The organism is Oceanobacillus kimchii X50, assembly GCF_000340475.1.
Lineage (GTDB): Bacteria > Bacillota > Bacilli > Bacillales > Amphibacillaceae > Oceanobacillus > Oceanobacillus kimchii.
On the sequence record NZ_CM001792.1, the window covers coordinates 2,379,554 to 2,402,272 of the forward strand.

The following is a 22,719-nucleotide window of genomic DNA, read 5'->3' on the forward strand; positions in this document are numbered from 1 at the left end:
AATTGCTTTAACAGAGGAGGAACTACCATGACACATGTATCCTTTAACTATGAAAAGGCATTGTCATTTTTCGAGAAACAAGAAATTACAAATTTAGAACCATTTGTTCACACTGCACATCAAATGATTCATGAACGTATTGGTGCAGGAAAGGACTTCTTAGGTTGGCTTGACTTACCTAGAAATTATAACCGTGAAGAATATAAACGAATAAAGGCTGCAGCTGAAAAGATTAAAAAAGACTCCGACATTTTACTTGTTATTGGAATTGGTGGCTCATATTTAGGCGCTAAAGCAGCACTTGAAATGTTAAATCATTCTTTCCAAAACCTTCTTTCTAAGGACAAACGCCAAGTTCCACAAGTTATTTTTGTTGGTCATCATTTAAGTTCAACCTATATGTCTGAGCTTTTTGATATTCTTAAAGACAAAGATTTCTCCATTAATGTTATCTCAAAGAGTGGAACGACAACGGAGCCTGCAATTGCTTTTCGTATTTTCAAAAAATACCTCGAAGAAAAATATGGTCAAGACGAAGCGAAAAAGCGTATTTATGCAACAACTGACCGTGCCAAAGGTGCTTTAAAAACAACTGCAGATTCTAATGATTTTGAAACGTTTGTAATTCCTGATGATGTTGGAGGGCGATACTCCGTATTAACAGCAGTAGGTTTACTTCCAATCGCTGCTAGTGGCATCAACATCGACGACATGATGGAAGGTGCTAAAGCTGCAATGGAAGACCTTGCTAATCCAGTCGTATCTGAAAATCCAGCATATCAATATGCAGCCGTAAGAAATATTCTTTACCAAAAAGGAAAAGTTACCGAGTTATTAATCAATTATGAGCCGAGCTTACAATACTTCTCTGAGTGGTGGAAACAACTATTTGGAGAAAGTGAAGGAAAAGACCAAAAAGGGATTTATCCTTCATCAGCAAACTTTACTACAGATCTTCATTCACTTGGACAATACATTCAAGAGGGACGTCGTAATATATTCGAAACCATCTTACACGTCAATGAACCAAAAAAAGATTTAACATTAGAAAAAGAAGAATCAGATCTAGATGGATTAAATTACTTAGCTGGTAAGTCAATTCATGAAATTAACGATAAAGCTTTCCAGGGAACACTGCTTGCGCATACGGACGGAGATGTACCAAACTTAATCGTAGAAGTTCCTAGATTAGATGCATATACTTTTGGGTATCTTGTCTATTTCTTTGAAAAAGCATGTGCAATAAGCGGATATATTTTAGGTGTTAATCCGTTTGATCAGCCTGGAGTTGAGGCATATAAAAAGAATATGTTTGCTTTACTAGGAAAACCAGGGTTTGAGGATCAAAAAGAAGAATTAGAAAAGCGTTTGTGATAAGAAAAAGCGAAAATTGACTCAATGATAAAGAGGCTCTTAAGATGGAGCCTCTTTTGTTTTGGTTCTATCATATATTCTATTTATTAACCAGATACCTTCCTGCTTAATTAACTCAATTGAAATCTGAAAAGTCTCCTCTTCAGTATATATATTAGGAAAAGATATGAAATCATAAACCGCTTTATCTTCTTCTTTCTTTAATTCAATAAAATAATAACTATTTCTCCAAATGTCATACCAGTCATAAATCGCTATTTCTAAACCATTCTCCGTCTTTAATTTGTTAACAAGCTTTTCATCTGGCTTCACGGAAGCATACATAAAAAGTGACAATACCTCACTTGCAGACGCATCAGATAGAGCAGTAAGCTGCTTATTCTGTTCAATATAATTTTGATAAATGTCATGCGTCGTATCGACAACCGGCCACTTATCCAAAGATAAAAAGCTATCCTTCGTTAAATTTTGATAGGGTTCTACAAAAATATACCAATACTCCTGATGTGCCAATTCTTCTACAGGAATCCAATTATTTCTCTGTAATTCTTGAACTACTTCATTTACTACACTCCAATAGATAGAATCATGATGGTTGTGAACAAAGAATAGCAGCTCTCTTTGATGCTCTTCAGATAACGGATTTTTTGTATCTATTTCATAAGAGTTAAATTTATCTCTTACAAATAAATAATCTATTAACACATACTGACCGATTAAAGCTAATTCTTGTTGAACGAAAATTGTATGACGATCATCTGGATATGTTGTATAAATTTCTTCTATTCGTAAGAGAATATCTTTTAAATTAATAGGTTCTCCATTGTAATAAGAGTCTAAGTCTTCTTGGATGGATATCACATGTACATATGGCTCAGAACCATCAACATCTTGAATATACTGTATTGCCCAACTTTCATCTACAGTCAAACTAAGACTTGTAGCATCCTCTAATTGCTCGATGATATAACCGTTATCTTTAATTGCATCTATAGCTGATACGATATCTTCTGGTACATCTATTTCATCTATACTTTCTTGGTTATTTATAATTTCTTGTTGGAGGTCCTTATCAAGAGAATGTTTTTTAAACAAACTGCTTAAGTAATGTTCTAGTGAGGTGTGATTACTAACTTGTATGGTATAATAATCTGGATGATTTAGAAATATCGTGTTCTCCTTTCTCTGTTCCTCTGCAAGTTGTTTAGGCGTTGTTAAAAGTGTCATAATCATATCTTTGTACCATTGAATGTCATCTGCATCAGTATCTTCACCTGTAACTAGCTTATCCCTAAACAGAATAACTACATCTTTTGCTTGTTTCACCTGAATAAAGTTATCTACACTTTCTACACCAAGGCTTTGCTTATATTCTTCTTTTTTCCGCTCAAAATACTGTTCCATTTTTTCTTGTTCGGTTATGGTAGGTTGTTGAAAATCATCAAACATTGGAATTGCAAATAATACAAATAATACTAAACCAAATATTACAACAATCTTCGGGATCCAATTTTTCTTCTTTTTTTCATTTTGCCATTTTACAGCATGAAGAAGTTGTTGTGTAGAAGTCTTTTCTGGAAGTTTCTTATACTCTTCATTTAAGGACTTTAGCCATTTATGTATATCATTCATTTCTGTAGTAAACTTCTTTTTTAATGATTCTCTGCCGAGGTTAATTTTATTTTCTACTGCATCTGGTGATATTTGTAAAATAACAGCAATCTCTTCATATGATTTATCATGAATATAATAAAGAATAAGTGCAAATTTATATTTATCTTCTAATTGTTGTATACATTCATGCAGTAGAACGTGAATTTTGTTTTCGAAATAATCAGTCAAAAATTCGTGTTGCTGTTTTAACTTCTCCTCCGAATTACGTTTTCTTTTTTCTTTACGCTTGTAGTTTTTAACAACATTTAATGTAATCTTATATAGCAAAGTTGATAAGTTTGTATCTTGATCTGGATAATTTTTGAAGCTCTTACTGATTTTTAAAAATGCATCCCGTACAACATCTGAAGTTTTATTAGGATGAACACCTAATTGAAAAACAAATCGTTCTACGATCGAACGATATTTCTCTATGAATAACTCGATTCCTATTTCAAATTTATTATTTAAAAAATAACTTATTATCTGTTGATCTTCCAAACAAATCCCCTTTCTAATGTTTAATATACATATATAACGTTATAAGAACCATTTTTGTTCCAAAATTTCTAAAAAAAATTCTACTTTTCTTGTTTATAATTTTGTACATGGGGTAATACTATAACTGTAAGACTTTCTCGTATTCCCCCTGTAGGCAAGGCGCTCGAACGCTTTGCTTTTTTTTTGCCTTTTTCCCCATACTCTTTGTTATAATAGTAACATTACATTTACATAGGTAGGAGGTTTCTCAATGAGTATTTTTGAAGAAGTATTTGATAGAAAGCAAACCAGATCCGTTAAATGGGATATGGTACAAGAAGTTTTTCAATCCAATGATGTATTGCCAATGTGGGTAGCAGACATGGATTTTAAAGCTCCTGAAGAAGTCAATCAGGCATTAATAGAACGTGCAAAACATGGAATTTATGGTTACACAGCAATTGATAGTGATGTAAGTTCTGCTGTTGTCAATTGGTTACACCGTAGGCATGATTGGTCTATTGATCCATCTTGGTTATCTTATAGTCCTGGGGTAGTGAATAGTCTACATATGGCGGTTCAAGCATTTACTGAACCTGGTGACAATATCTTAATTCAAACACCAGTGTATACACCCTTTTATAATTTGATTAAAGAATTAGATAGAGAAATAGTAAAGAACCCGCTTGTTTATGAAAATCAATATTATACTATTGATTTTCATGATCTAGAGAAAAAATTAGCAGATGGAGTAAAAGCATTTATTCTTTGTTCTCCGCATAATCCAGTTGGTCGAGTATGGAAAAAAGAAGAGTTACAAAAAATGGCGGAATTATGTTTGCAGTATGATGTGATGATTTTTTCCGATGAGATTCATGCAGACCTAGTTTTTCCTGGTCAAAAGCATATACCTATTGCTACGTTATCTGAAGAAGTAGCTGATAATACGATTACATGTATGGCACCTTCAAAGACATTTAATTTAGCTGGTTTAGACGCTTCTTATGTGATTACTTCAAATAAAGAAAACCGTCAAAAGTTAGATAAAGCGTTCCATCGTCAAGGTTTTCATAATATGTTAAATACGATGGGAAATACAGCTATGGAAGCAGCCTATCGCCATGGAGATTCCTGGTTAGATGAGTTAGTACAAGTGTTAGAACAACATGCACATTATGTACGTAAAATGTTCGAAGCACATGCACCTGATTTAAAAGTTACGCATGCGGAAGGCACCTATTTGCTATGGGTGGATTGTTCTTCGCTAGGATTAAATAAGCAGGAATTAAAGAAATTTATGGTTGAACAGGCTCGTGTTGGATTAAACGCTGGACAGGATTATGGCATAGAGGGTGACACGTTCATGCGTATTAACATCGCTTGCCCAAGAGCAACATTAGAAGAGGGCATCAAGCGAATTATTTCTGCCGTTCAATCAATGTAATATAACGTAAAAGTTCATTTAATTAGGGGTATTACTGCGCGTTACATGTGGATTAAAAATTAGGGGCTAGTACAAAAGTATTTATTCAAAAGATAATTCGAATAAATAGCTTTTAAAAAGCCCGCTCTAGAAATATACTCCGCTTTTTGCAGATGGCTGGTGAGCCTCGGGATACTTATGAATCGAGGTCTCACCTAGTCTCCCTCTCCCACAGTTTACATGTATTGCAAAAAGCAACATGCACCACAGAGAATGAAAATGGTTATTTTCATGATAGAAGTCTACGTATATTTCTTACGCTTATTCTAGCTTTCATCCGTCTTTTGACCAAAAACTTATTATTATGTCTCTGCCGACTTAATACATTTACTTATTCTTCTTGTTCATCATTTTGCTCCGTTGGATCAGTTGGGGCTTTTTCAGATTCTCCTGATTCCTTTTCTGCATGAATCTCCCCACAAACAATTCTAGTCCCGGAATCTCCACCCGGTTGGCTCATTCCATCGTCTTGACCTTCATGGACAATTAATGCTGTCCCATTATTATTTATTAATGAGTTTTTCCCTTCTTGCAACGTTGCTCCTGAAAGTTCAAGTTCAGCATGTACTAGACCACCAGCATCTGCTTCAATATTTGGCAAATCTCCTAAGTGTGGACCTTCTGGATGCATCATTCCATGTTCCTTACCTTCGGGATTCAGATGATTACCAGCTGTAGTAAAATCTGGGCCTTCGCACCTTCCATATTCATGAACATGTATGGCATGAAATCCTGGTTGAAGCCCTTCTAAGTCCAATTCAATAGCTACAGCATCTTCTTGTTCACTTAATAAAGCTGTTCCTACTCGGTCACCATCTATATTGTACATTTCTACAGTTAGCGATTTCGGATTATGAAGTAAGCACGCAGATAATAACAATGAAAGACTCATTGTTAATCCTAATACTAGAGGACGCATATCATAGACTCCTTTCCTCTTTTATATCAGTATCTGCAATGTTTGATAATCTAAACAAAAATCAGTGAAATGTTTCCATACAATTATTTTGAATGTGATTCTGTCTGTTTCGCTTGTTTTATTTCTTTACTATATTTTTCATTAAACTTCTTTTCATCGTTTCTTGATTTTTTCATCATCAATCGCATGGCAACTACTGCCAAAACAATAAATATCGCTAGAGAAATCACTGCTGGTATATATTCGGTTTTATCTTCTGGAAAATAAAGAAACGGCATTAAAATTATCATTTTCATCAATGTATTCACACCTTTCCCACCTATTATAACAAACATGACTCCGTTTCCAAATATTAGATAACATCGTTCGCATTTTTATCTTATTTTTGGCAAAATGAATAAAGGGAGTGATGTAAATGAGTAACTTTAATAAAGGCGATATTGTCAAAGCACATTATAAATCCGGAACTTATATTGGAATTGTCCAAGAAGATCGTGGACAACAATATCTAGTGGAAGTAAGAGCAGTATTAAAACACCCTCTTCAAGGAGATCTACATAATTATGGTCAAACTGGTGAAGATGTTTTCTTTCATGAGCGGAAAGCACTATCATTTAAAGAAAAAATGAATGTCAAAAAACCAGCTGTTCACGCCTATTCTACAGAAGAAATACCTCATTATGACGAATCATTACAAACAGCAGTTACTACTTATAAAGAAAAGCTAAGCCAAAATCCAACAGCGTTCGATTTACAATGTCTAAGGAAGTTAGAACAACTCGAAGCAACTCATTATAAGAAAAGCCCTCATGACTAAAAGAAACCCTTGTAACGGAATACATCCGTCTACAAGGGTTTTTTTAACATTATATGAAAACAAATTATTCACCAAGATGTTCTTTAATTACTTCTGCTACACCGTTAAGTGCGTCTTCCTCGTCTTTACCATCAGCAGTAACTTCGATTTCTGCGCCTTTTGGAATACCTAAAGACATAACGCCCATTATCGATTTCAAGTTAACTTGCTTGCCTTTGTAAGAAACTTCGATTTCAGAATCGAATTGTCCAGCCTTATTTACTAATAAAGTTGCAGGACGAGCATGAACTCCAGTTTCAGCAGTAATCGTAAATGTTTGTGATTTCATTACATTTCACCCTTCCACACCATATTTTCTCTATGATTGTTTATGCTTGTCTATATACTCAACGTTAAATATTTCACATAAACCTACGTTTATTATATACAAAAATCGTAAAAGATGAAACCGATAACTAAATTTTTATTAATATTAAATTTAATTGTTTTTCAAATACGATTATGATAACTTTAATCTAGAAATAGCAACTATTTCAAGGAGGCAAGAACATGAGTGTACATATTGGAGCAAAACAAGGAGAAATTGCAGATAAAATACTTTTACCAGGAGACCCACTCCGTGCAAAATTTATTGCAGAGACTTTTTTAGAAAAACCAAAATTATATAATGAAGTTCGAGGAATGTATGGCTATACTGGTACCTATAAAGGTGAACGTATATCTGTTCAAGGAACAGGAATGGGCGTACCTTCTATTTCTATCTATGTAAATGAATTAATACAAAGCTATGATGTGAAAAAATTAATTCGAGTAGGTACATGTGGTGCTATTCAGAAGGACGTTAACGTTCGAGACGTCATTTTAGCCCAGGGAGCTACAACAGATTCTCAAATGAACCGACTTATTTTTAACGGAATCGACTATGCACCAATTGCAGATTTTGAACTACTAAAAAATGCATATGACGCCGGAGTAGATAAAGGACTTCAATTACGAGTCGGTAATGTGTTCACAAGCGATACATTCTATCGTGATAATGCACAGCAGGTGAATGAATTACTGGCAAAATATCAAGTACTTGCTATTGAAATGGAATCTACAGCTCTATATACACTAGCAGCTAAATATGGTAGACAAGCACTTTCTGTATTGACGGTTTCCGATCATATTTTAACTGGTGAAGAAACATCTGCAGAAGAAAGACAAACAACATTTAATGAAATGATGGAGATCGCCCTAGACACCATTATAAAATAAACTACTTCGCCCGGCATATGATTGCTGGGTGTTTTTTTACCCAACATTGTCACCCTGAATAAATATAAGGTTGACAAAATTTATGAATCTAACTATAGTAAAACTATCAGAAAGGAGGAACGATAATGCAATCATTTCGAGCGATACATATAACCTATACTTCATTATTTGTATGTCTTATGGTAATTGGTGCCAATATTGCTATTTGGTTTCCATTTTTAACTGTACCAATTGGTGGAGCTTCTGTCCCACTTTCTTTACAAACATTCTTTGCAATTTTAGCTGGTATGATCTTAGGAAAACGACTCGGTGCTTTTGCAATGATTGTATATATATTAATTGGTCTAACCGGATTACCTGTTTTCGCAGGTTTAAAAGGTGGATTCTATCCAATGATTAGCCCAACCGGAGGATTTATTATTTCATTTGTATTTGTCGCTTTTATTGTTGGCTGGATATTAGAAAATAAATCAATCTATTCCACAAAGAACTTGATTGCAGTTGCATGTATTGGATTGGTGATAAACTATACTATAGGTGTTACATATATGTATATAGCTATGAATGAATGGTTAGAGCTTCCAATTTCTTATTTAACTGCATGGATCGGAATGGTTCCTTTTCTAATTAAAGATGGAGTATTAACTATCGCAGCCTCAGTTACAATGATCGCTTTACAAAAACGGATATCTTCCATTCCAGTAATCCAAAACATTTCACGCTAATCGGTTGTTTCTTTATATTCCCAGGTCTGTGTGATAAAATAACAGAAACATTTATACAAATACATGTGCTTTTGCAGGAAGGATGTTTCGTCATACATGACTCTGTTTTCCAACTTCCCTCTTTGGGCTGCTTTATGTGCAATCATTTTTGCACAAGTAATAAAAATACCGATTAAGTTAATTTTCACCAAAGAATTCCAACCCGGTTTGGCATTCAGTACCGGTGGTATGCCTAGTAGTCACTCCGCTGCAGTTACCGCATTAACAACTGCTATTGGCATTACGGAAGGAGTTTCTTCCAGTATATTTGCTCTAGCTTGTATTTTCAGCGTTATTACAATGTTCGATGCGTCAGGAGTACGAAGACAAGCAGGTGAACAAGCTGTAGTTATTAACCAATTAATTCGAGATTTCCAGTTGATTACAACAAGTGCAAAAGATTGGAATAAAAAAGGTGAATCAGAAAAAATGCAAGAATTAAAAGAACTGTTAGGACATCAACCAATTGAAGTATTTTTTGGAGCTTTAACAGGAATTATTTTAGCTTATTCCATTGCACCATTATTCACCTACTAAAAAATAAGGTTGAGACTTTAGTCTAATCAAAAAATAGATCCAAACTTACTGGTATATTTTGAACAACACTATTTAAAGTCTCAACCTTATTTTATTCTAATTGAACTGTTGACGAAAAGCTTGCATTGATTCTTCTTCATTCAGCTCGATGAGTGTTTCTTCTGTCAATGTTCCATCTCCCAATTCAATAACATACACGTCTACTTCTTTCTTTCCCCATTGTTCATATACATCATCTACAGTGTGATAATATAAATCAATTTTATTTCCCGTTATAGCGCTCCCTTTGTCAGCCACAACGCCGAATCCATAATCTGGTATAAATAGAATTGTTCCTATTGGATATACATTTAAATCAGCAGCAATAGTAGAATACAAGTCTCGTTTCACTTGAACACCAGAAAAAGTAATTCCATATTCCGGATGGTCAGCAGTTTTACCTGTTGATTCTATTCCAGCAGTATAACCAGTTGCCATTACCGTATTAACAGGAAATTGTTCTAAATCAATCGCTTCATCTATAGACGAAGGACCTTCAATTTCGTTATTACTTAACAGTGTTTCTTTTGCCTTTGTAACGTTGAGTCCTTTAGGTTTTAGGTTAACATTTTTAAACTGTTCTAAAATACCTTCTGAAGATGGAATAAGTTCAATGGGATTTGCCTTCACATGCTTTGGAATGAATAAATTTGTAACTGATGTTATCTCCAATACAGATAAGCAAATAATAGATAACATCCCTACATGTTTCATCCAATTTTTGATTTTCATGATTAACACCTCTTTGGATGTCATCATTTCCAATCTATTAAAATTTTATTCAAAAAAGTAGTTAAAACATTTGGTAGCCACTTTTTCGTAGAAACTTAATAACGAATCCCGATACGATTGTACCTACAAATCCGGCAATTAAAATTACAATATCTGCGAATGCTATATTAAGTAATCTCGTACCTAAATCATTAAACGCTGTTGCAGTATTGGTGAAGTATTCTGTAATTCCTACATTATCAATTATTAGTATGACAACAATTGGATATAAAAATGCCATCAACCAGGTTTGTCTTAACAGCATATTTAATATGAATGCGATCCCAAAAAAGATAACAAAATATAGAAATACCGAAACAATTAATTGGACCATGCTACTCTCTCTCCCTTTTTCGTCCTATGTACACATACATGAGTCATTTTATAATAAATAAAGTAAAAAGCAAAGGCTTAGCTAACTTACCTTTGCTTTATAAACTAATGAAATATATTAAATTTTCCTTTTTTCATTAATAATTGAATACCGCCTAATTTAAATAAGTACCAATTATCGGCGAACCGCTTTAATACTGCAGCTTTCCATCCAAATAATATTCGGTTAAATATTTCAGCTATTCCATCATCCTTGCCAAGAGAAGTTATCATCCCTGAAATGTCTGGGAGGAAATCTGTCATCTCCTTCCCTTTTATCTTTGCATTAATATTTCGAGCAATAAATTCTCCTTGTTGCATAGCAATTTGCGCAGTTGAAGGTAATACATTACCATTTTGATCATAATGAAGCGAACAGTCACCAATTAAATATATAGAGTCGTCTTCTATAGAACGCAAATCATTCCGAACCTTCACACGACCATGGTCCATAGATAAATTTAAACGCTCTACAATACTATTTGCTTTTGTACCAGCCGTCCATATAACTGATTTAGATAATATTTTATACTCTGATCCAGCCTTTTCATAAATAATACCGTCTTCTGTACAAGCTTTTACAACAGCATCATTTATAATTTCTACCCCTCTAGATTGTAAAGAATTCATAGCATATTGAACAGCAGATTCATCATATCCAGAAAGTACACAGTCTTTGCCTTCCAGTAAAAATACCTTAACTAAGTTTTTTTCGATGTCGTATTCTTTACATATGGTTGGAATATGGTTAATTAATTCACCAGCAAATTCTACACCTGTTAATCCTCCACCTCCAATTACAATATTTAATCGTCCATCTTTTGATTTTTTTTCATTCGTGTATAATGCAAAATTATATTCTACTCTTTCACGAATTAGCCGAGCACTGTTAATATCTTTGATAGAATATGCAAATTCACTTAATCCAGGTATTCCATACGTTGCAGGTTCGAAACCTAGACTAACGATTAAAATATCATAGTAAAGATCGCGATTTTTAAATTTAACTCGTTTTTCTTCTCTTTTTATAGAGACTACTTCATCTAAAATAAGTTTTATTCGATTTCGATCAATTACTTCTTTAATATCAATTTTAGAACGATCGTGATGAAGTGTTCCTGCTGCATTCTCATGTAGCCAAGTCGTCTGATAGTGATAATCATGTTTATTTACTAACGTAATTGTTGCTTCATTGGGATGTATCATTTTTTGCATTTTTGCTGCAGCCATCATTCCCCCATAACCCGCTCCTAAAATTACGATATGCGGTTTATTCATTACACTCACAACTCCCATAAAATTAAATTCCCGTTATATATTTATCATGGTATGTAATCACCGTTATATCCCTCTATAAACCTAATGAAGAACTACATGAGTGCCTAGATAACAACATCAACATCCATAATTTTACTCCTAGTCACTAGTGGAAACCATCTGATAAATTACTGTTACCAAAATAATTTCTAATTGTAATCAAACTGTAATAAATCACTTCATTATACTACATGGTTTGATTCAATTTTTCAACCTTAAAATTACCCATTTTTAAGACTATGACTTGACCTTGATTACTATTCTTCAGTGCGGAAAAATACCAACATAATTCAGTTTATGATACCATTGAAATGGTTATAAATTGTATATAGAAAAGAGGGGACATATGGATAGCAAAGTTCTAGATGTAACAATTATCGGAGCAGGGCCAACTGGTTTATTCACTGCTTTCTATGGTGGTATGCGGCAGGCAAGTGTTAAAATTATTGAGAGCCTTCCTCATATAGGTGGACAACTAACAGCCCTATATCCAGAAAAATATATATATGACATTGCTGGTTTTCCAAAAGTACATGCCCAAGAGTTGATCGACCGACTTGAAGAACAGGCAAAATTATTTGATCCGGAAATTGTACTTGGACAAGCAATCGATAAAGTAGAACGTCTAGAAGACGAGTCATTTCGACTAACCTCTAATACTGGGGAAGTTCATTTAACGAAAACGATTATTATAACGGCAGGAAATGGAGCTTTCCAACCTAGACGCTTAAATATAGGAAAGAGTGAATCGTTTGAAGGAAAAAACCTTCATTATTACGTAAGAGATATGAATCAATATAAAGATAAACGCGTAGTATTATTGGGTGGAGGAGATTCTGCTGTTGATTGGGCGTTAATGTTAGAAAAAATTGCTGCTAAAGTAACACTTGTCCATCGACGGGACCAATTTCGTGCGCATGAACACAGTGTCAATCAATTGAAAGAATCATCTGTAGAAATTTTAACTCCTTATGCTCCTATTAATATTGAATCATCCTATAAAATTGAAAAGATTCAGCTTCAGGAAGTAAAAGGTGAAAAAATTATTGATATAGAAGTCGATGATATTATTTGTAATTACGGATTTATATCAAGTCTAGGTCCAATAAAAGACTGGGGATTGGATATAGAGAAAAATAGCATTGTTGTTAACTCAAAAATGGAAACGAATATTCCAGGTATTTATGCTGCTGGAGATGTCTGCACATATGACGGGAAAGTAAAATTAATAGCAACAGGTTTTGGTGAAGGACCAACAGCAATAAATAATGCGAAAAACTATATTGATCCTAAAGCAAGAATTCAACCAAAACATTCTACTGCAATGTTTTAATAGAAAAAAGCATGGAATATGATGATTCCATGCTTTTTTAAGATAAGGTATTCTCCTGTGTTTCTAGATATTCACTAATAGTTACTAATTCGTACCCTTGATCTACTAGTTGTGGGATTGCAATGCGCATCGCTTGAGCAGTAGCTGGATGTATATCATGTAATAAAACTATTTCACGAGGTTGTATGTTTTCTAACATATTTCCAGCAATTACATCTGCATCTAGAATTCCCCAGTCTAACGTATCGTATGTCCAGAGGATTGACTGTAGTCCTATCCGATCAAATAAAAATTGCGCCTCAGCTGTGGAGAAACCATATGGTGGGCGTACATACTTAACAGGTATACCAAGAAGATCTTCTAATAGCAGTGTACTATCTATTAATTCACGATACACTTCGTAAATCTCTGTTTCCTGAAAATTAGGATGACTCAAGGAATGCACACCTATATCATGCCCCTCTTGGACGATTCTTCGAGTAAGATCGGGATGTTGAATTGCAATATTTCCTAACACAAAAAAAGTGGCTCTCGCCTGATTCTCTGATAAAATGTCTAATATTTCATTTGTTGGTCCAGGTTGAGGTCCATCATCAAATGTTAAAGCGATCATTCGGTCTTGCCTCTGAAACATCATGCCTTCTAATCTCCTGTATTAATATATTCTATGCTTTTCACCCAGCCTTAGTGCAATTAAGAGAGTAATTGAGTTAACAAAGAAAAAAGGCGCAAGCACCCGTTTAGCAACGTAGCGAGCGCTCCCTGTTTTTCAAGGGTGGTTCCTTATTTCTTCCTTTAGAGTTAAAGAATAACGGTGAAGTGACGAACCCATAAAGACTTTCACCCCCAAAGGGTATAAGTGCGACCACACCTCATAAATTACATTCGGCAAGTCTTCTTTATGTAGGGCGATTTCATGAAGTCGCAGTTGCTGGACGATGGAGCCGGTCGTGGATATTCAGTTATTATTCATAAACAAATTTATATTTCCTAGACAAAAAAACGATTTTCTCAACGCAAGCGATAAGAAAATCGTTTATATATGTTTTAAAATTAACAATCACCTGGTGTTCCAACTTTGTCTTTCGTACGGAAGGAGGATCCACAACCACAAGAAACAATGGCATTTGGATTATCAATACTAAATCCACCACCCATTAAATTTTCTTTGTAATCAATCGTGGTACCTTCAATAATTGGAATATCCTGATTAAAAAAAACGACTGAAATACCATTAATATTTTGAACAACATCTAATTCTTCATTAATATCTTCATCAAAACCTAAGGAATAAGACAAACCACTGCATCCTCCACCTTTTATTCCAAAACGAAGATGCGATTGATCAGATTCGTCTTTTTTCATTTCCTTAATTTGCTCGCTCGCACTATCTGTTAAATTTATAATCATGACGAACCTCCTTAAATAGTTCCTTATTTTTAGTATACACATGTTCTACAGAGTTTCAACCGTTTGAATTATTCATTTACCTTTGTAATAAAATAGACCAGATGCAATTACCTCTGCTGGACCAGTCATCCAAACATGGTTATCTTCTTTCCATTCAATATTCAAATCTCCCCCAGCAAGATGAACAACAATCGGGTGTGACTTCGTTACTTTTTCATTTAGTGTCGCGGCAACCACGGCAGCACATGCACCCGTACCACATGCCTGAGTTATACCAGATCCTCGCTCCCATACACGAAAATTGATTTCAGTCGACGAAACAACTTCGATAAATTCTACATTTATACTTTCTGGAAAACGCATATCTTTTTCTATTGTTGGTCCAAGAGTTTCCAGTGGAGCTTCAGCAATATCATTCACAAAAAACACTGCATGTGGATTTCCCATTGAAACTGCAGTAACATATTGCGTTTCCCCAGCTACAACAAATGGTTCATTTACTACTTTTGAATCGTTATTCCCCATCATTGGAATTTCATTTCTTGCTAATATAGGTTCTCCCATATCGATTGTTACTTGATCTACTTTATTATTATCTACAGACACTTCTGCTTCAACAATATTAGCTTTTGTTTGTATGTGAAACTTCCGATTTTGAACAATTCCATTTTCATAAGCATATTTTGCTGTACATCGTAGTCCGTTTCCACAGCTTTTACCTTCTGATCCATCCTTGTTAAAAATTCGCATGCCCACATCTGCAGCAGTAGTTGGATGAATCAAAATCATCCCATCCGAGCCAATTCCTGTATAAATATCTGACATATGGATGGCTAAATCAGAATAAAGTTTTTCATCAATTTCATAATTAAATAAGTCAATATAAACATAATTATTTCCTAGACCATGCATCTTTGTAAAAGGTATTTGCATCCCTAATCTCCTGCTTTCTTTTTCAATAATTAATTAACAAGTGGTAATCCTAGATCATCTAAAGTTCGATATATAGGCTTTAGTGTTGGGATACCTTCTGCAACGATTTTATCATTAATAAAAATGATTGGATAAAACATATCCTCTTCTATCATTTCTTTTATAAATTCTTGATGTATGAGTTCTTTTTGTGGTTCATTAATATCGATATACGAATAATCCACCATACCAACATCATATTTTCTACCAATTGCTGCTTGAAGCCATTCATACGTATCTTTTGATCCGGGTGCACCTACACAACTAGCACATATTTGTTTACTACCATATACGGTAATCATAATCTTCTTGCTCGTCATTTCGTCTCCCCCACTTTACATGTTTACCTATATCTTTTATTTTACAAAATTGTTCTATAAAGATAAAATAAAAGTAGTTGCTAATTGAAAATAATTTTCAAATAGATTTTTTGTATCATTCCATTTATAATAAACATATGGGAAAGGAGTAGATGAAAATGCAAGAACAAGTACAAGAAGTATTGAATAAACTCCGTCCATTTTTATTGCGCGACGGTGGCGATGTTGAACTAATTGATGTAGATGAAGACGGTGTTGTATTACTTCGTTTAATGGGAGCATGTGGTAACTGTCCTAGTTCTACAATCACATTAAAAGCTGGTATAGAACGTGCTTTAATGGCAGAGGTTCCTGGTGTACGTGAAATTGAACAAGTATTTTAATTCCATTTATCATATGTAAAAATGATCTCTGTGAGTTATACAGAGATCATTTTTGTGTTAGTTATTAACAGGTGTAATTGCTTTTTTATTAGCAGTGACTTCTACTATATTTTTCATACACAGATGTACCATTTCTGTACGTGTCTCATTACTGGCAGAACCTATATGCGGTAGACAAACAACATTATGCATATTAACTAGTGGATGGTCTGCACGAATCGGTTCCTCATAAAAAACATCCAATCCTGCCGCTTTTATTTCGCCTTTGTTTAAAGCGTTAATCAACGCTTCTTCATTAACCACTTTGCCTCGAGATATGTTGATAAAAATTGCTGTCGACTTCATTTTTTTAAATGCAGAATGATTAAATAATTCTTCTGTTTCTTCAGTTAAAGGAACTACAGTGACGACAAAATCCGACGTTTCGAGTAACTCTTCAAAACTAACATAGGAAGCCTGTAATTTTTCTTCAGCTTCTGGTTTCCTTGTTCGGTTATGGTATTGAATTTTCATATTAAATCCAGTTGCTCTTTTTGCTAACGCTTCTCCAATTCTACCCATCCCTACAATTCCTAAAGTTTTATGGTGAATATCTGTACCCGCTAATAAGAAAGGAGCCCACTGTTTCCAATTGTCTTCCTTAACATAAGCATTCGCTTCTGTAATTTTTCTTGCGGTGGCTGCTAATAATGAAAAACCTAAATCAGCTGTTGTTTCTGAAAGCACATCAGGCGTATTCGTAACTGTAATACTATGATTTTTAGCTGCCTCGATATCTATATTGTCATATCCAACAGCCATATTCGCTACTACTTTTAAATTTTTTGCTTCTGCTAATAAAGATGCATCAATACGATCCCCTAATACTGTAAATAATGCGTCTACTTCTTTTGCTTGACTTCTTAGTATTTTTTCTGGAACAGGCTCTTCTTCCTTATCCCACATACGAATGTCTAACATTTCTTCATAATCTTTCACTAGTTCATTTGATAATTTTCTCGTAACAAATACCTTAGGCTTGCCCATTAAAACATCTCTCCATTTTATTTATTTACAGCCAGTTTACCACAGGTATTTGCCAATCAGAAGTATTCACTCCTACAATTTGATAAAATTCTCGAAGCTGTTTTTCATAACTTTCTTGAATGGTTTGCATTTTAATTAGCATCGACGTATCTCTTGAAGTAAACCCTTCTTCCAGTAAATCGTATAAATGAATAGGAAATAGGAGTCTCGCATAGATAATGCGCCAACCAAAAATAGACAATGGTTGATAAGATTGATAATCATGGAGAAATCGTATCATGTTATCTTTGTTTTGATGATTAACAAAACACCATCGAATATATTCTGCTATATCTCTAGTCGGATGATCAAAAACGAAACCATCCGTCCATAATACTTGGTTTCCTTGGGGATTCCAGCGAACAAAGCAACATGTACCTTGATCTGTTTCCAGTATGCGTTGCTCTTTTTCACTTTCTTGCAAATATTGAATTGCATTTTCACTAACACCTACAATGTAAGGTACTATATCCATTAATTCTCTATAATAGTCACCCCGTTGTTCCTTTGCTTGTTTTTGGATTTCTTCTTCAAAGAAGGTAAGTTTCTCGATCCATAACTCTTTCCATTTTCCATAACTAGATATCGTCTTAGGTTCATATTGAAAAGAAGAGCCAATTTGATGCATACTACCTAATTGAATTCCTGGATCTTTCGTATTTCTAATACTACTCACATCTAATTCTAGAACCATCCAATTATCATCACCATAGGAAGTGAACCAATCTCCATTTGAATTGGCAATGGGATAAGCAACATTTGCAACACCATTCTCTTTGAGATGATAAGCTAATGTCGCTTGTTCCATTAATATTGTTTCCCTGTTCTTTCCTGAAATGGTAAAATAAATATATTCTCCTTTTGTATATCCTTCTCGATTATCAATGGTGCGTTTACCTTCAGATTGAATGGAATACAAACTACTTAACATTTCCGTAAGTGGCACAATCATCTCCCCCTTTACTCGTATACAATAATTATATGAATCGTTATTGGATACATTAACTATAAAAGAGAAAGGTGATAATTATGGCAAATTATACAAAGAAAAGTGAACTCGAAGTAAAAGCTAGACAATTACTGACTGAACGCGGTGTTGAACTTGATGATATTGCGGAGTTAGTATATTACTTACAATCAAAATATCATGAAAATTTAACGTTGGAAGTATGTCGTCACAATGTTGATCGAGTTTTAACAAAGAGAGAAGTACAAAATGCGATTCTTACAGGAATTGAACTAGACATGCTGGCCGAACAAAAAAAATTAGTTGAACCGCTTCAAAAAACAATTGAAATCGATGAAGGACTTTATGGAATTGATGAAGTAATTGCTCTTTCCATTGTGAATGTGTATGGTTCCATTGGCCTTACCAACTTTGGATATATCGATAAACAAAAACCAGGTATCCTACAAAAGCTAAATGATAAATCAAGTGGTCAAATTCACACATTCTTAGATGATATTGTTGGTGCAATTGCAGCTGCTGCATCTAGTCGATTAGCTCATAGCGATGCTGAAGATGAACATACAGAATTGGATAATTAACCTATAATAAGCAAATGGCAAAGATTTCTTGTTATGAACTAATAAAGAGACTAGGATAAAAAGGTTTGTCGGATGTCTTACCGTCAGAATCTTTTACCCTAGTCTCTTCTTCATTAAATATTACCCATATGTCGTTATATGTATGGAATCCATTCTTTTAAAGTTTTTACAGTATAAGTTGGTTGGTCATTGAATGTTAGTAACTGTTCTTTCGTTGTTACTCCTGTTTCTACATGTAACGTATCCATATTTGCACGTATTCCAGCCTGAATATCGGTATGATAATTATCTCCTATCATGATAACTTGTTCACTTGACATACCTATGGATTTTAAAGCTTGTTGCATAATGATTGAATCTGGTTTACCGACAAATAACGGTTCCACTTCTGTACTTGTAGAAATAAGGGCGGTAATAGCTCCATTTCCAGGTCCCATTCCTTTCTCAGTTGGAATAGCATGGTCTCTATTAGTTGAGAGAAATGTTGCACCATTACGAATCGCCAAGCAGGCGCCCTCCAATTTTTTATACGTAATCGAACGATCTAACCCCACAATGACATAGTCACTATTTATGTCATTCGTCAACTCTACACCTATTTCATTTAAAGCCCGTTTTAGACCTTCTTCTCCAATGCAATAACAAGTCACTTTTCTTCCTGAATGCTTAGATTGAATATACCCTGCTATCGCTTTACTACTTGTTATAATTTGAGAAGCTGAAGCACGAATTTGCATATCTTGAAGATATTTAGCTACATCTTCCGCAGTTTTTGTAGAATTATTCGTAACAAAAACATAAGGGGTGTTTTCCTGATATAACTTTTCAATGAATTCCTTTGCTCCATCTATTTCTTCATTTCCTCGGTACATTGTACCGTCTAAATCAATTAAATAGCCTAAATATTTCTGCATTCCATTTTCCTCCAAAATCCAACCATGTCAAGTATTACTAATGTTGATTTTCCATTTGCAGCATATACCACCATCTGTTATTAAAGAATGTACAGTTATTTTCCCTTCTGAAAATAAATCGGACAACATTCGCTCTTCATGTTTACATATCGATGGATATTTAACAGCAGCCTCTTTAAAGGGACAATGATAATTAATTAATAGAGTAGAACCATCTGTACTGATAAACCTTTCAAACATATATCCTTTTTTATTTTGTTTCTCCATAAAGATATGCAATTTCTCTTCCGTTTTTGTCTTCCCCAAATCATTCTTTAGCATTTGTTCGAATCGATCTATTTGTTTCTTTAATATTGCATTTACAGCATCTTTCCCATATATATCTTCTATATCTTCTAACAATTGCACAGAAAGTTGTTGGTATTGATTCGGAAAGTATTCATGTCCTTTTTCAGCTAATTGGTACGTATGATACGGCCTACCTATTTCTTGTTTATGTTGAATGATATTTACAAATTTTTGACTAACTAATCCTTTTAAGTGTTTTCTTATTGCAATTTCCGAAATAGAAAAATGTTGCATAATTTCATCAATAGATAATTCATGATTTTTCTTTAAAAGTTCTAACAGCTGTTCTTTCACAGGTGTTTGTTTCTTCATCAAAATTACCCCTTTGGATTAGAAAAAGCATTAGCAACTCCTAATTCATTTTGTAAATAGGATTGAATATATTTACTGAACTGAGATATTTCTCCTAAATGAATATTCAGCAATTTGAATATCTGATTATGATCAACTTCTTTATAGTTATTTACAATCTCTTTTCTTATTTCAATAATCTTTTTATAAGCATGTTCATGTTCCGCTTCTAACACATTTTCATCCAATAATATATCAATAATGTCTTCATAGCTACCAGGATCACGCATAATAAATCCATCTATCATCATATTTCCGACATCTAAAATACTCTCTATAACTATATGTATCATTCTTTCTTTTGCCATCTTATCTAAAAACGTGGTACTTGAAGAATGCTTTCTTAATTCAACTATCACTTTGTCCATGTATGTAAGAATTTCTTCAATTTTTTGTTGATCCACAAAATACATTTATAATTACCTCCAAGATGAGTAAATTGAGTATATAAGGATATCATATCATATTCTATAGGTGGATTTGTAAAAACGTGATATATTAAAAGTAATAACAATACATCAGCGAGGAGTAACCACATTATGGATGATACACAAATAATCCAAATGGATGCGACGCAGCTTTCAAAAGCTATTTTAAGTTCGGAAATTACAAGTTTGGAAGCAGTTGCTGTATTTATCAAACATATTCATGAAGTAAACCCAATTATAAATGCCGTTGTAGAAGAACGGTTTATTGAAGCTATCGAAGAGGCAAAGGAGTATGACAATTTATTAAAGAACGGACAAAAACTTGGGCCATTACACGGCGTTCCAATAAGTATCAAGGAGTCTCTTCACGTTATGGGACTTAAAACGACTGGAGGATTAGAACATAGACAAGATTTAATCGCAATTGAGGATGCAGCTGTAGTAAAGAAATTAAAGGCAGCTGGTGCGATTATTTTAGGAAAAACCAATACTCCAGCACTGTGTTTTTGCCAAGAGACGGACAATAAATTATATGGCCGAACAAATAATCCGTGGGATATTTCTATGTCAGCAGGTGGATCAAGCGGTGGTGAAGGTGCATTATTAGCAGTCGGAGGAGCAGCGGTTGGTATTGGTTCAGATGTTGGGGGATCCATTCGTTTCCCAGCCCATTTTAACGGTGTAATTGGTTTTAAACCCGGCAAAGATCAAATATCTACTGATGGTCATTTCCCTAGTATACAACATGAACTACAAGCACGTATGTTGACGATTGGTCCAATGGGGAAATCCGTACAAGATATGAGGTTACTATACGAAATACTAAGTAACTCCAATGTACATACACAAAAATTAAAGGATTTTAAACTGGAAATCTTACCTGGCAATTCCGGATATCCTTTATCAAATGAAACCGTTGATTTATTAAATCAATTAGAATATTTTCTAGAAAAATCTTTTCCAACTAAACGGATGGTTCCTCCATACTTTAAAGGCAGTGCATTAATTTGGCAAGAAATCATGTCCATTAATGGTAGTAAACTAGTAGAAGATGAAGCATTTAACAATGATCGTTCAGGAGTATATACTTCTTTTTTTAAAGAAAAATTAACACAAAGAACATCGGTTCATCCGTATTTATCCCGGGCAATTATTGGTGCTAAAATGTTTAAGCCATCTCGTAAAAGAGTGCAAGAAATCATAACGATCATAGAGCAGGGCGATGAAATGATAGAAACATACTTAGATAATCGGCTCCTCATATTCCCAGTGTATCATGAAACCGCATTACCTCATGGAAAAGTATTTAAAGAAATCTTTTCAATGCGTAAAACTTATCTACAATTTATGCCATATGTTGCCTATGCGAATGTGTGGGGACTTCCATCGTTGACAATTCCTATTGGTGAATCTAACAATGGGCTTCCAATTAGCATTCAAATAATGAGTAAGTCTGGAAATGAAGATGCCATCTTTCGGTTAGCCAAATTAATTGAGAAAAAATATCGTGGATTTAAAATAGCACCAATGCCGAATTTAAAATAGTGTAGTCTTCCTTCATATTTTTCAAGGGTATGCGCATACTGAAAAATATAGGGGGAGTGTTTTAATGAAAAAACAAAAATATGAAGAAATTTCTAATGTTAAAAAGCAAAAAGAGCGTCTTATACCAGAAGAATTTCCTGAGGGGGCTTACGGTTCAGATATAAATCAAAATGAACCTGTTCAAGGAAAATCAGAACCGTGGCAAGAAGGTCAATATCGTGATAGTGCATTTGTCTATCCAGATCGAGAGAACCATGAAAAAACAGAGCGTCGAGTTCCTGGTTCACATCCATTAGAAGATGAATCTGAAGAATAAAGC

27 protein-coding genes are annotated in these 22,719 nt (G+C 34.2%); 11 read left to right on the top strand and 16 right to left on the bottom strand.

Annotation, left to right across the window (positions count from 1 at the left end; all coding sequences use genetic code 11):
- Nucleotides 1-27: 27 nt before the first annotated feature.
- Nucleotides 28-1,374: a glucose-6-phosphate isomerase gene (locus C794_RS12365; protein WP_017797451.1), complete on the top strand. Its 1,347-nt coding sequence runs from the start codon at nt 28-30 to the stop codon at nt 1,372-1,374.
- 39 nt (nt 1,375-1,413) lie between these two features.
- Here C794_RS12365 and C794_RS12370 read toward each other — a convergent pair whose 3' ends face one another.
- Nucleotides 1,414-3,528 carry an RNA polymerase sigma factor gene (locus tag C794_RS12370; protein WP_017797452.1) on the bottom strand — a complete coding sequence of 705 codons (2,115 nt, stop codon included), beginning with the start codon at nt 3,526-3,528 and terminating at the stop codon, nt 1,414-1,416.
- Between the two features lie 250 nt (nt 3,529-3,778).
- Between C794_RS12370 and C794_RS12375 the strand changes: the two genes are divergently transcribed.
- Complete coding sequence (locus C794_RS12375) at nt 3,779-4,951, top strand: MalY/PatB family protein (protein WP_017797453.1); 1,173 nt, start codon at nt 3,779-3,781, stop codon at nt 4,949-4,951.
- Between the two features lie 370 nt (nt 4,952-5,321).
- Here C794_RS12375 and C794_RS12380 read toward each other — a convergent pair whose 3' ends face one another.
- Both C794_RS12380 and C794_RS12385 read right to left on the bottom strand, forming a co-directional pair.
- Nucleotides 5,322-5,909, bottom strand: coding sequence for a superoxide dismutase family protein (locus C794_RS12380; RefSeq protein ID WP_017797454.1), 588 nt, complete (start codon nt 5,907-5,909; stop codon nt 5,322-5,324).
- A gap of 83 nt (nt 5,910-5,992) precedes the next feature.
- On the bottom strand, nt 5,993-6,217 hold the full coding sequence (locus C794_RS12385) for a hypothetical protein (RefSeq protein WP_139136353.1): 225 nt from the start codon (nt 6,215-6,217) through the stop codon (nt 5,993-5,995).
- Nucleotides 6,218-6,324: 107 nt separating this feature from the next.
- On the opposite strand from C794_RS12385, the gene kapB reads away from it, so the two are divergent.
- Nucleotides 6,325-6,726, top strand: a complete 402-nt coding sequence (gene kapB / locus C794_RS12390) for a kinase-associated lipoprotein KapB (RefSeq protein ID WP_017797456.1) — start codon at nt 6,325-6,327, stop codon at nt 6,724-6,726.
- Between the two features lie 64 nt (nt 6,727-6,790).
- Here kapB and C794_RS12395 read toward each other — a convergent pair whose 3' ends face one another.
- Nucleotides 6,791-7,054 carry a phosphocarrier protein HPr gene (locus tag C794_RS12395; protein WP_017797457.1) on the bottom strand — a complete coding sequence of 88 codons (264 nt, stop codon included), beginning with the start codon at nt 7,052-7,054 and terminating at the stop codon, nt 6,791-6,793.
- A gap of 221 nt (nt 7,055-7,275) precedes the next feature.
- On the opposite strand from C794_RS12395, the gene deoD reads away from it, so the two are divergent.
- From deoD to C794_RS12410, 3 genes are all read left to right on the top strand, one after another.
- Nucleotides 7,276-7,983, top strand: coding sequence for a purine-nucleoside phosphorylase (gene deoD, locus C794_RS12400; RefSeq protein WP_017797458.1), 708 nt, complete (start codon nt 7,276-7,278; stop codon nt 7,981-7,983).
- Between the two features lie 125 nt (nt 7,984-8,108).
- Nucleotides 8,109-8,708, top strand: a complete 600-nt coding sequence (locus C794_RS12405; RefSeq protein ID WP_017797459.1) for a biotin transporter BioY — start codon at nt 8,109-8,111, stop codon at nt 8,706-8,708.
- 96 nt (nt 8,709-8,804) lie between these two features.
- Nucleotides 8,805-9,284, top strand: coding sequence for a divergent PAP2 family protein (locus C794_RS12410; protein WP_017797460.1), 480 nt, complete (start codon nt 8,805-8,807; stop codon nt 9,282-9,284).
- 96 nt (nt 9,285-9,380) lie between these two features.
- Here the strand turns inward: C794_RS12410 and C794_RS12415 are convergent, their stop codons facing one another.
- The 3 genes from C794_RS12415 to C794_RS12425 form a co-directional block, all read right to left on the bottom strand.
- Nucleotides 9,381-10,055: a 3D domain-containing protein gene (locus tag C794_RS12415; RefSeq protein WP_017797461.1), complete on the bottom strand. Its 675-nt coding sequence runs from the start codon at nt 10,053-10,055 to the stop codon at nt 9,381-9,383.
- Between the two features lie 61 nt (nt 10,056-10,116).
- On the bottom strand, nt 10,117-10,428 hold the full coding sequence (locus C794_RS12420; protein WP_017797462.1) for a YuiB family protein: 312 nt from the start codon (nt 10,426-10,428) through the stop codon (nt 10,117-10,119).
- 104 nt (nt 10,429-10,532) lie between these two features.
- Nucleotides 10,533-11,744: an NAD(P)/FAD-dependent oxidoreductase gene (locus tag C794_RS12425; protein WP_017797463.1), complete on the bottom strand. Its 1,212-nt coding sequence runs from the start codon at nt 11,742-11,744 to the stop codon at nt 10,533-10,535.
- 385 nt (nt 11,745-12,129) lie between these two features.
- Between C794_RS12425 and C794_RS12430 the strand changes: the two genes are divergently transcribed.
- On the top strand, nt 12,130-13,116 hold the full coding sequence (locus C794_RS12430) for an NAD(P)/FAD-dependent oxidoreductase (protein WP_017797464.1): 987 nt from the start codon (nt 12,130-12,132) through the stop codon (nt 13,114-13,116).
- Nucleotides 13,117-13,153: 37 nt separating this feature from the next.
- Here the strand turns inward: C794_RS12430 and C794_RS19835 are convergent, their stop codons facing one another.
- The 4 genes from C794_RS19835 to C794_RS12450 all read right to left on the bottom strand — a co-directional run bounded on the left by C794_RS19835 (nt 13,154) and on the right by C794_RS12450 (nt 15,818).
- Complete coding sequence (locus tag C794_RS19835) at nt 13,154-13,753, bottom strand: polysaccharide deacetylase family protein (protein ID WP_017797465.1); 600 nt, start codon at nt 13,751-13,753, stop codon at nt 13,154-13,156.
- Nucleotides 13,754-14,169: 416 nt separating this feature from the next.
- Nucleotides 14,170-14,526 carry a HesB/IscA family protein gene (locus tag C794_RS12440; protein WP_017797466.1) on the bottom strand — a complete coding sequence of 119 codons (357 nt, stop codon included), beginning with the start codon at nt 14,524-14,526 and terminating at the stop codon, nt 14,170-14,172.
- A 72-nt stretch (nt 14,527-14,598) separates the two neighbouring features.
- Nucleotides 14,599-15,459, bottom strand: coding sequence for a diaminopimelate epimerase (gene dapF / locus C794_RS12445; protein ID WP_017797467.1), 861 nt, complete (start codon nt 15,457-15,459; stop codon nt 14,599-14,601).
- Between the two features lie 29 nt (nt 15,460-15,488).
- Complete coding sequence (locus C794_RS12450; protein WP_017797468.1) at nt 15,489-15,818, bottom strand: YuzD family protein; 330 nt, start codon at nt 15,816-15,818, stop codon at nt 15,489-15,491.
- Between the two features lie 158 nt (nt 15,819-15,976).
- Between C794_RS12450 and C794_RS12455 the strand changes: the two genes are divergently transcribed.
- Complete coding sequence (locus tag C794_RS12455; protein ID WP_017797469.1) at nt 15,977-16,201, top strand: NifU family protein; 225 nt, start codon at nt 15,977-15,979, stop codon at nt 16,199-16,201.
- 57 nt (nt 16,202-16,258) lie between these two features.
- Here C794_RS12455 and C794_RS12460 read toward each other — a convergent pair whose 3' ends face one another.
- Entirely contained in the window at nt 16,259-17,227 is a 969-nt protein-coding gene (locus tag C794_RS12460; protein WP_017797470.1) for a 2-hydroxyacid dehydrogenase, read from the bottom strand.
- Between the two features lie 25 nt (nt 17,228-17,252).
- Entirely contained in the window at nt 17,253-18,212 is a 960-nt protein-coding gene (locus C794_RS12465; protein WP_017797471.1) for a protein kinase family protein, read from the bottom strand.
- Nucleotides 18,213-18,295: 83 nt separating this feature from the next.
- Here C794_RS12465 and C794_RS12470 point away from each other — a divergent pair, with 83 nt between their 5' ends.
- Complete coding sequence (locus C794_RS12470) at nt 18,296-18,814, top strand: phosphatidylglycerophosphatase A family protein (RefSeq protein ID WP_017797472.1); 519 nt, start codon at nt 18,296-18,298, stop codon at nt 18,812-18,814.
- Nucleotides 18,815-18,948: 134 nt separating this feature from the next.
- Here the strand turns inward: C794_RS12470 and C794_RS12475 are convergent, their stop codons facing one another.
- The 3 genes from C794_RS12475 to C794_RS12485 are packed head-to-tail and all read right to left on the bottom strand — an operon-like array spanning nt 18,949 to nt 20,840.
- Nucleotides 18,949-19,728, bottom strand: a complete 780-nt coding sequence (locus C794_RS12475) for a TIGR01457 family HAD-type hydrolase (RefSeq protein ID WP_017797473.1) — start codon at nt 19,726-19,728, stop codon at nt 18,949-18,951.
- Between the two features lie 27 nt (nt 19,729-19,755).
- Nucleotides 19,756-20,388: a helix-turn-helix transcriptional regulator gene (locus tag C794_RS12480; protein ID WP_017797474.1), complete on the bottom strand. Its 633-nt coding sequence runs from the start codon at nt 20,386-20,388 to the stop codon at nt 19,756-19,758.
- Nucleotides 20,389-20,393: 5 nt separating this feature from the next.
- Nucleotides 20,394-20,840: a DUF86 domain-containing protein gene (locus C794_RS12485; RefSeq protein WP_017797475.1), complete on the bottom strand. Its 447-nt coding sequence runs from the start codon at nt 20,838-20,840 to the stop codon at nt 20,394-20,396.
- 126 nt (nt 20,841-20,966) lie between these two features.
- Between C794_RS12485 and C794_RS12490 the strand changes: the two genes are divergently transcribed.
- Together C794_RS12490 and C794_RS12495 are read left to right on the top strand one after the other, a co-directional pair.
- Nucleotides 20,967-22,400, top strand: a complete 1,434-nt coding sequence (locus tag C794_RS12490) for an amidase (RefSeq protein WP_017797476.1) — start codon at nt 20,967-20,969, stop codon at nt 22,398-22,400.
- A gap of 64 nt (nt 22,401-22,464) precedes the next feature.
- The gene (locus tag C794_RS12495; RefSeq protein ID WP_017797477.1) at nt 22,465-22,716 is read left to right on the top strand and encodes a hypothetical protein; all 252 of its coding nucleotides are present in this window, start codon (nt 22,465-22,467) and stop codon (nt 22,714-22,716) included.
- Nucleotides 22,717-22,719: the final 3 nt, after the last annotated feature.

Excerpts from the sequence above, each read along its gene's own strand:
- C794_RS12450 (WP_017797468.1), bottom strand. The coding sequence starts at position 15,818 with ATGACGAGCAAGAAGATTATGATTACCGTATATGGTAGTAAACAAATA.
- C794_RS12380 (WP_017797454.1), bottom strand. The coding sequence starts at position 5,909 with ATGCGTCCTCTAGTATTAGGATTAACAATGAGTCTTTCATTGTTATTA.
- C794_RS12410 (WP_017797460.1), top strand. The coding sequence starts at position 8,805 with ATGACTCTGTTTTCCAACTTCCCTCTTTGGGCTGCTTTATGTGCAATC.
- C794_RS12375 (WP_017797453.1), top strand. The coding sequence starts at position 3,779 with ATGAGTATTTTTGAAGAAGTATTTGATAGAAAGCAAACCAGATCCGTT.
- C794_RS12395 (WP_017797457.1), bottom strand. The coding sequence starts at position 7,054 with ATGAAATCACAAACATTTACGATTACTGCTGAAACTGGAGTTCATGCT.
- C794_RS12365 (WP_017797451.1), top strand. The coding sequence starts at position 28 with ATGACACATGTATCCTTTAACTATGAAAAGGCATTGTCATTTTTCGAG.
- C794_RS12485 (WP_017797475.1), bottom strand. The coding sequence starts at position 20,840 with ATGTATTTTGTGGATCAACAAAAAATTGAAGAAATTCTTACATACATG.
- C794_RS12480 (WP_017797474.1), bottom strand. The coding sequence starts at position 20,388 with ATGAAGAAACAAACACCTGTGAAAGAACAGCTGTTAGAACTTTTAAAG.
- C794_RS12495 (WP_017797477.1), top strand. The coding sequence starts at position 22,465 with ATGAAAAAACAAAAATATGAAGAAATTTCTAATGTTAAAAAGCAAAAA.
- C794_RS19835 (WP_017797465.1), bottom strand. The coding sequence starts at position 13,753 with ATGATGTTTCAGAGGCAAGACCGAATGATCGCTTTAACATTTGATGAT.
- C794_RS12440 (WP_017797466.1), bottom strand. The coding sequence starts at position 14,526 with ATGATTATAAATTTAACAGATAGTGCGAGCGAGCAAATTAAGGAAATG.
- C794_RS12420 (WP_017797462.1), bottom strand. The coding sequence starts at position 10,428 with ATGGTCCAATTAATTGTTTCGGTATTTCTATATTTTGTTATCTTTTTT.
- C794_RS12415 (WP_017797461.1), bottom strand. The coding sequence starts at position 10,055 with ATGAAAATCAAAAATTGGATGAAACATGTAGGGATGTTATCTATTATT.
- C794_RS12470 (WP_017797472.1), top strand. The coding sequence starts at position 18,296 with ATGGCAAATTATACAAAGAAAAGTGAACTCGAAGTAAAAGCTAGACAA.
- deoD (WP_017797458.1), top strand. The coding sequence starts at position 7,276 with ATGAGTGTACATATTGGAGCAAAACAAGGAGAAATTGCAGATAAAATA.
- C794_RS12475 (WP_017797473.1), bottom strand. The coding sequence starts at position 19,728 with ATGCAGAAATATTTAGGCTATTTAATTGATTTAGACGGTACAATGTAC.
- kapB (WP_017797456.1), top strand. The coding sequence starts at position 6,325 with ATGAGTAACTTTAATAAAGGCGATATTGTCAAAGCACATTATAAATCC.
- dapF (WP_017797467.1), bottom strand. The coding sequence starts at position 15,459 with ATGCAAATACCTTTTACAAAGATGCATGGTCTAGGAAATAATTATGTT.
- C794_RS12405 (WP_017797459.1), top strand. The coding sequence starts at position 8,109 with ATGCAATCATTTCGAGCGATACATATAACCTATACTTCATTATTTGTA.
- C794_RS12430 (WP_017797464.1), top strand. The coding sequence starts at position 12,130 with ATGGATAGCAAAGTTCTAGATGTAACAATTATCGGAGCAGGGCCAACT.
- C794_RS12455 (WP_017797469.1), top strand. The coding sequence starts at position 15,977 with ATGCAAGAACAAGTACAAGAAGTATTGAATAAACTCCGTCCATTTTTA.
- C794_RS12425 (WP_017797463.1), bottom strand. The coding sequence starts at position 11,744 with ATGAATAAACCGCATATCGTAATTTTAGGAGCGGGTTATGGGGGAATG.
- C794_RS12490 (WP_017797476.1), top strand. The coding sequence starts at position 20,967 with ATGGATGATACACAAATAATCCAAATGGATGCGACGCAGCTTTCAAAA.
- C794_RS12460 (WP_017797470.1), bottom strand. The coding sequence starts at position 17,227 with ATGGGCAAGCCTAAGGTATTTGTTACGAGAAAATTATCAAATGAACTA.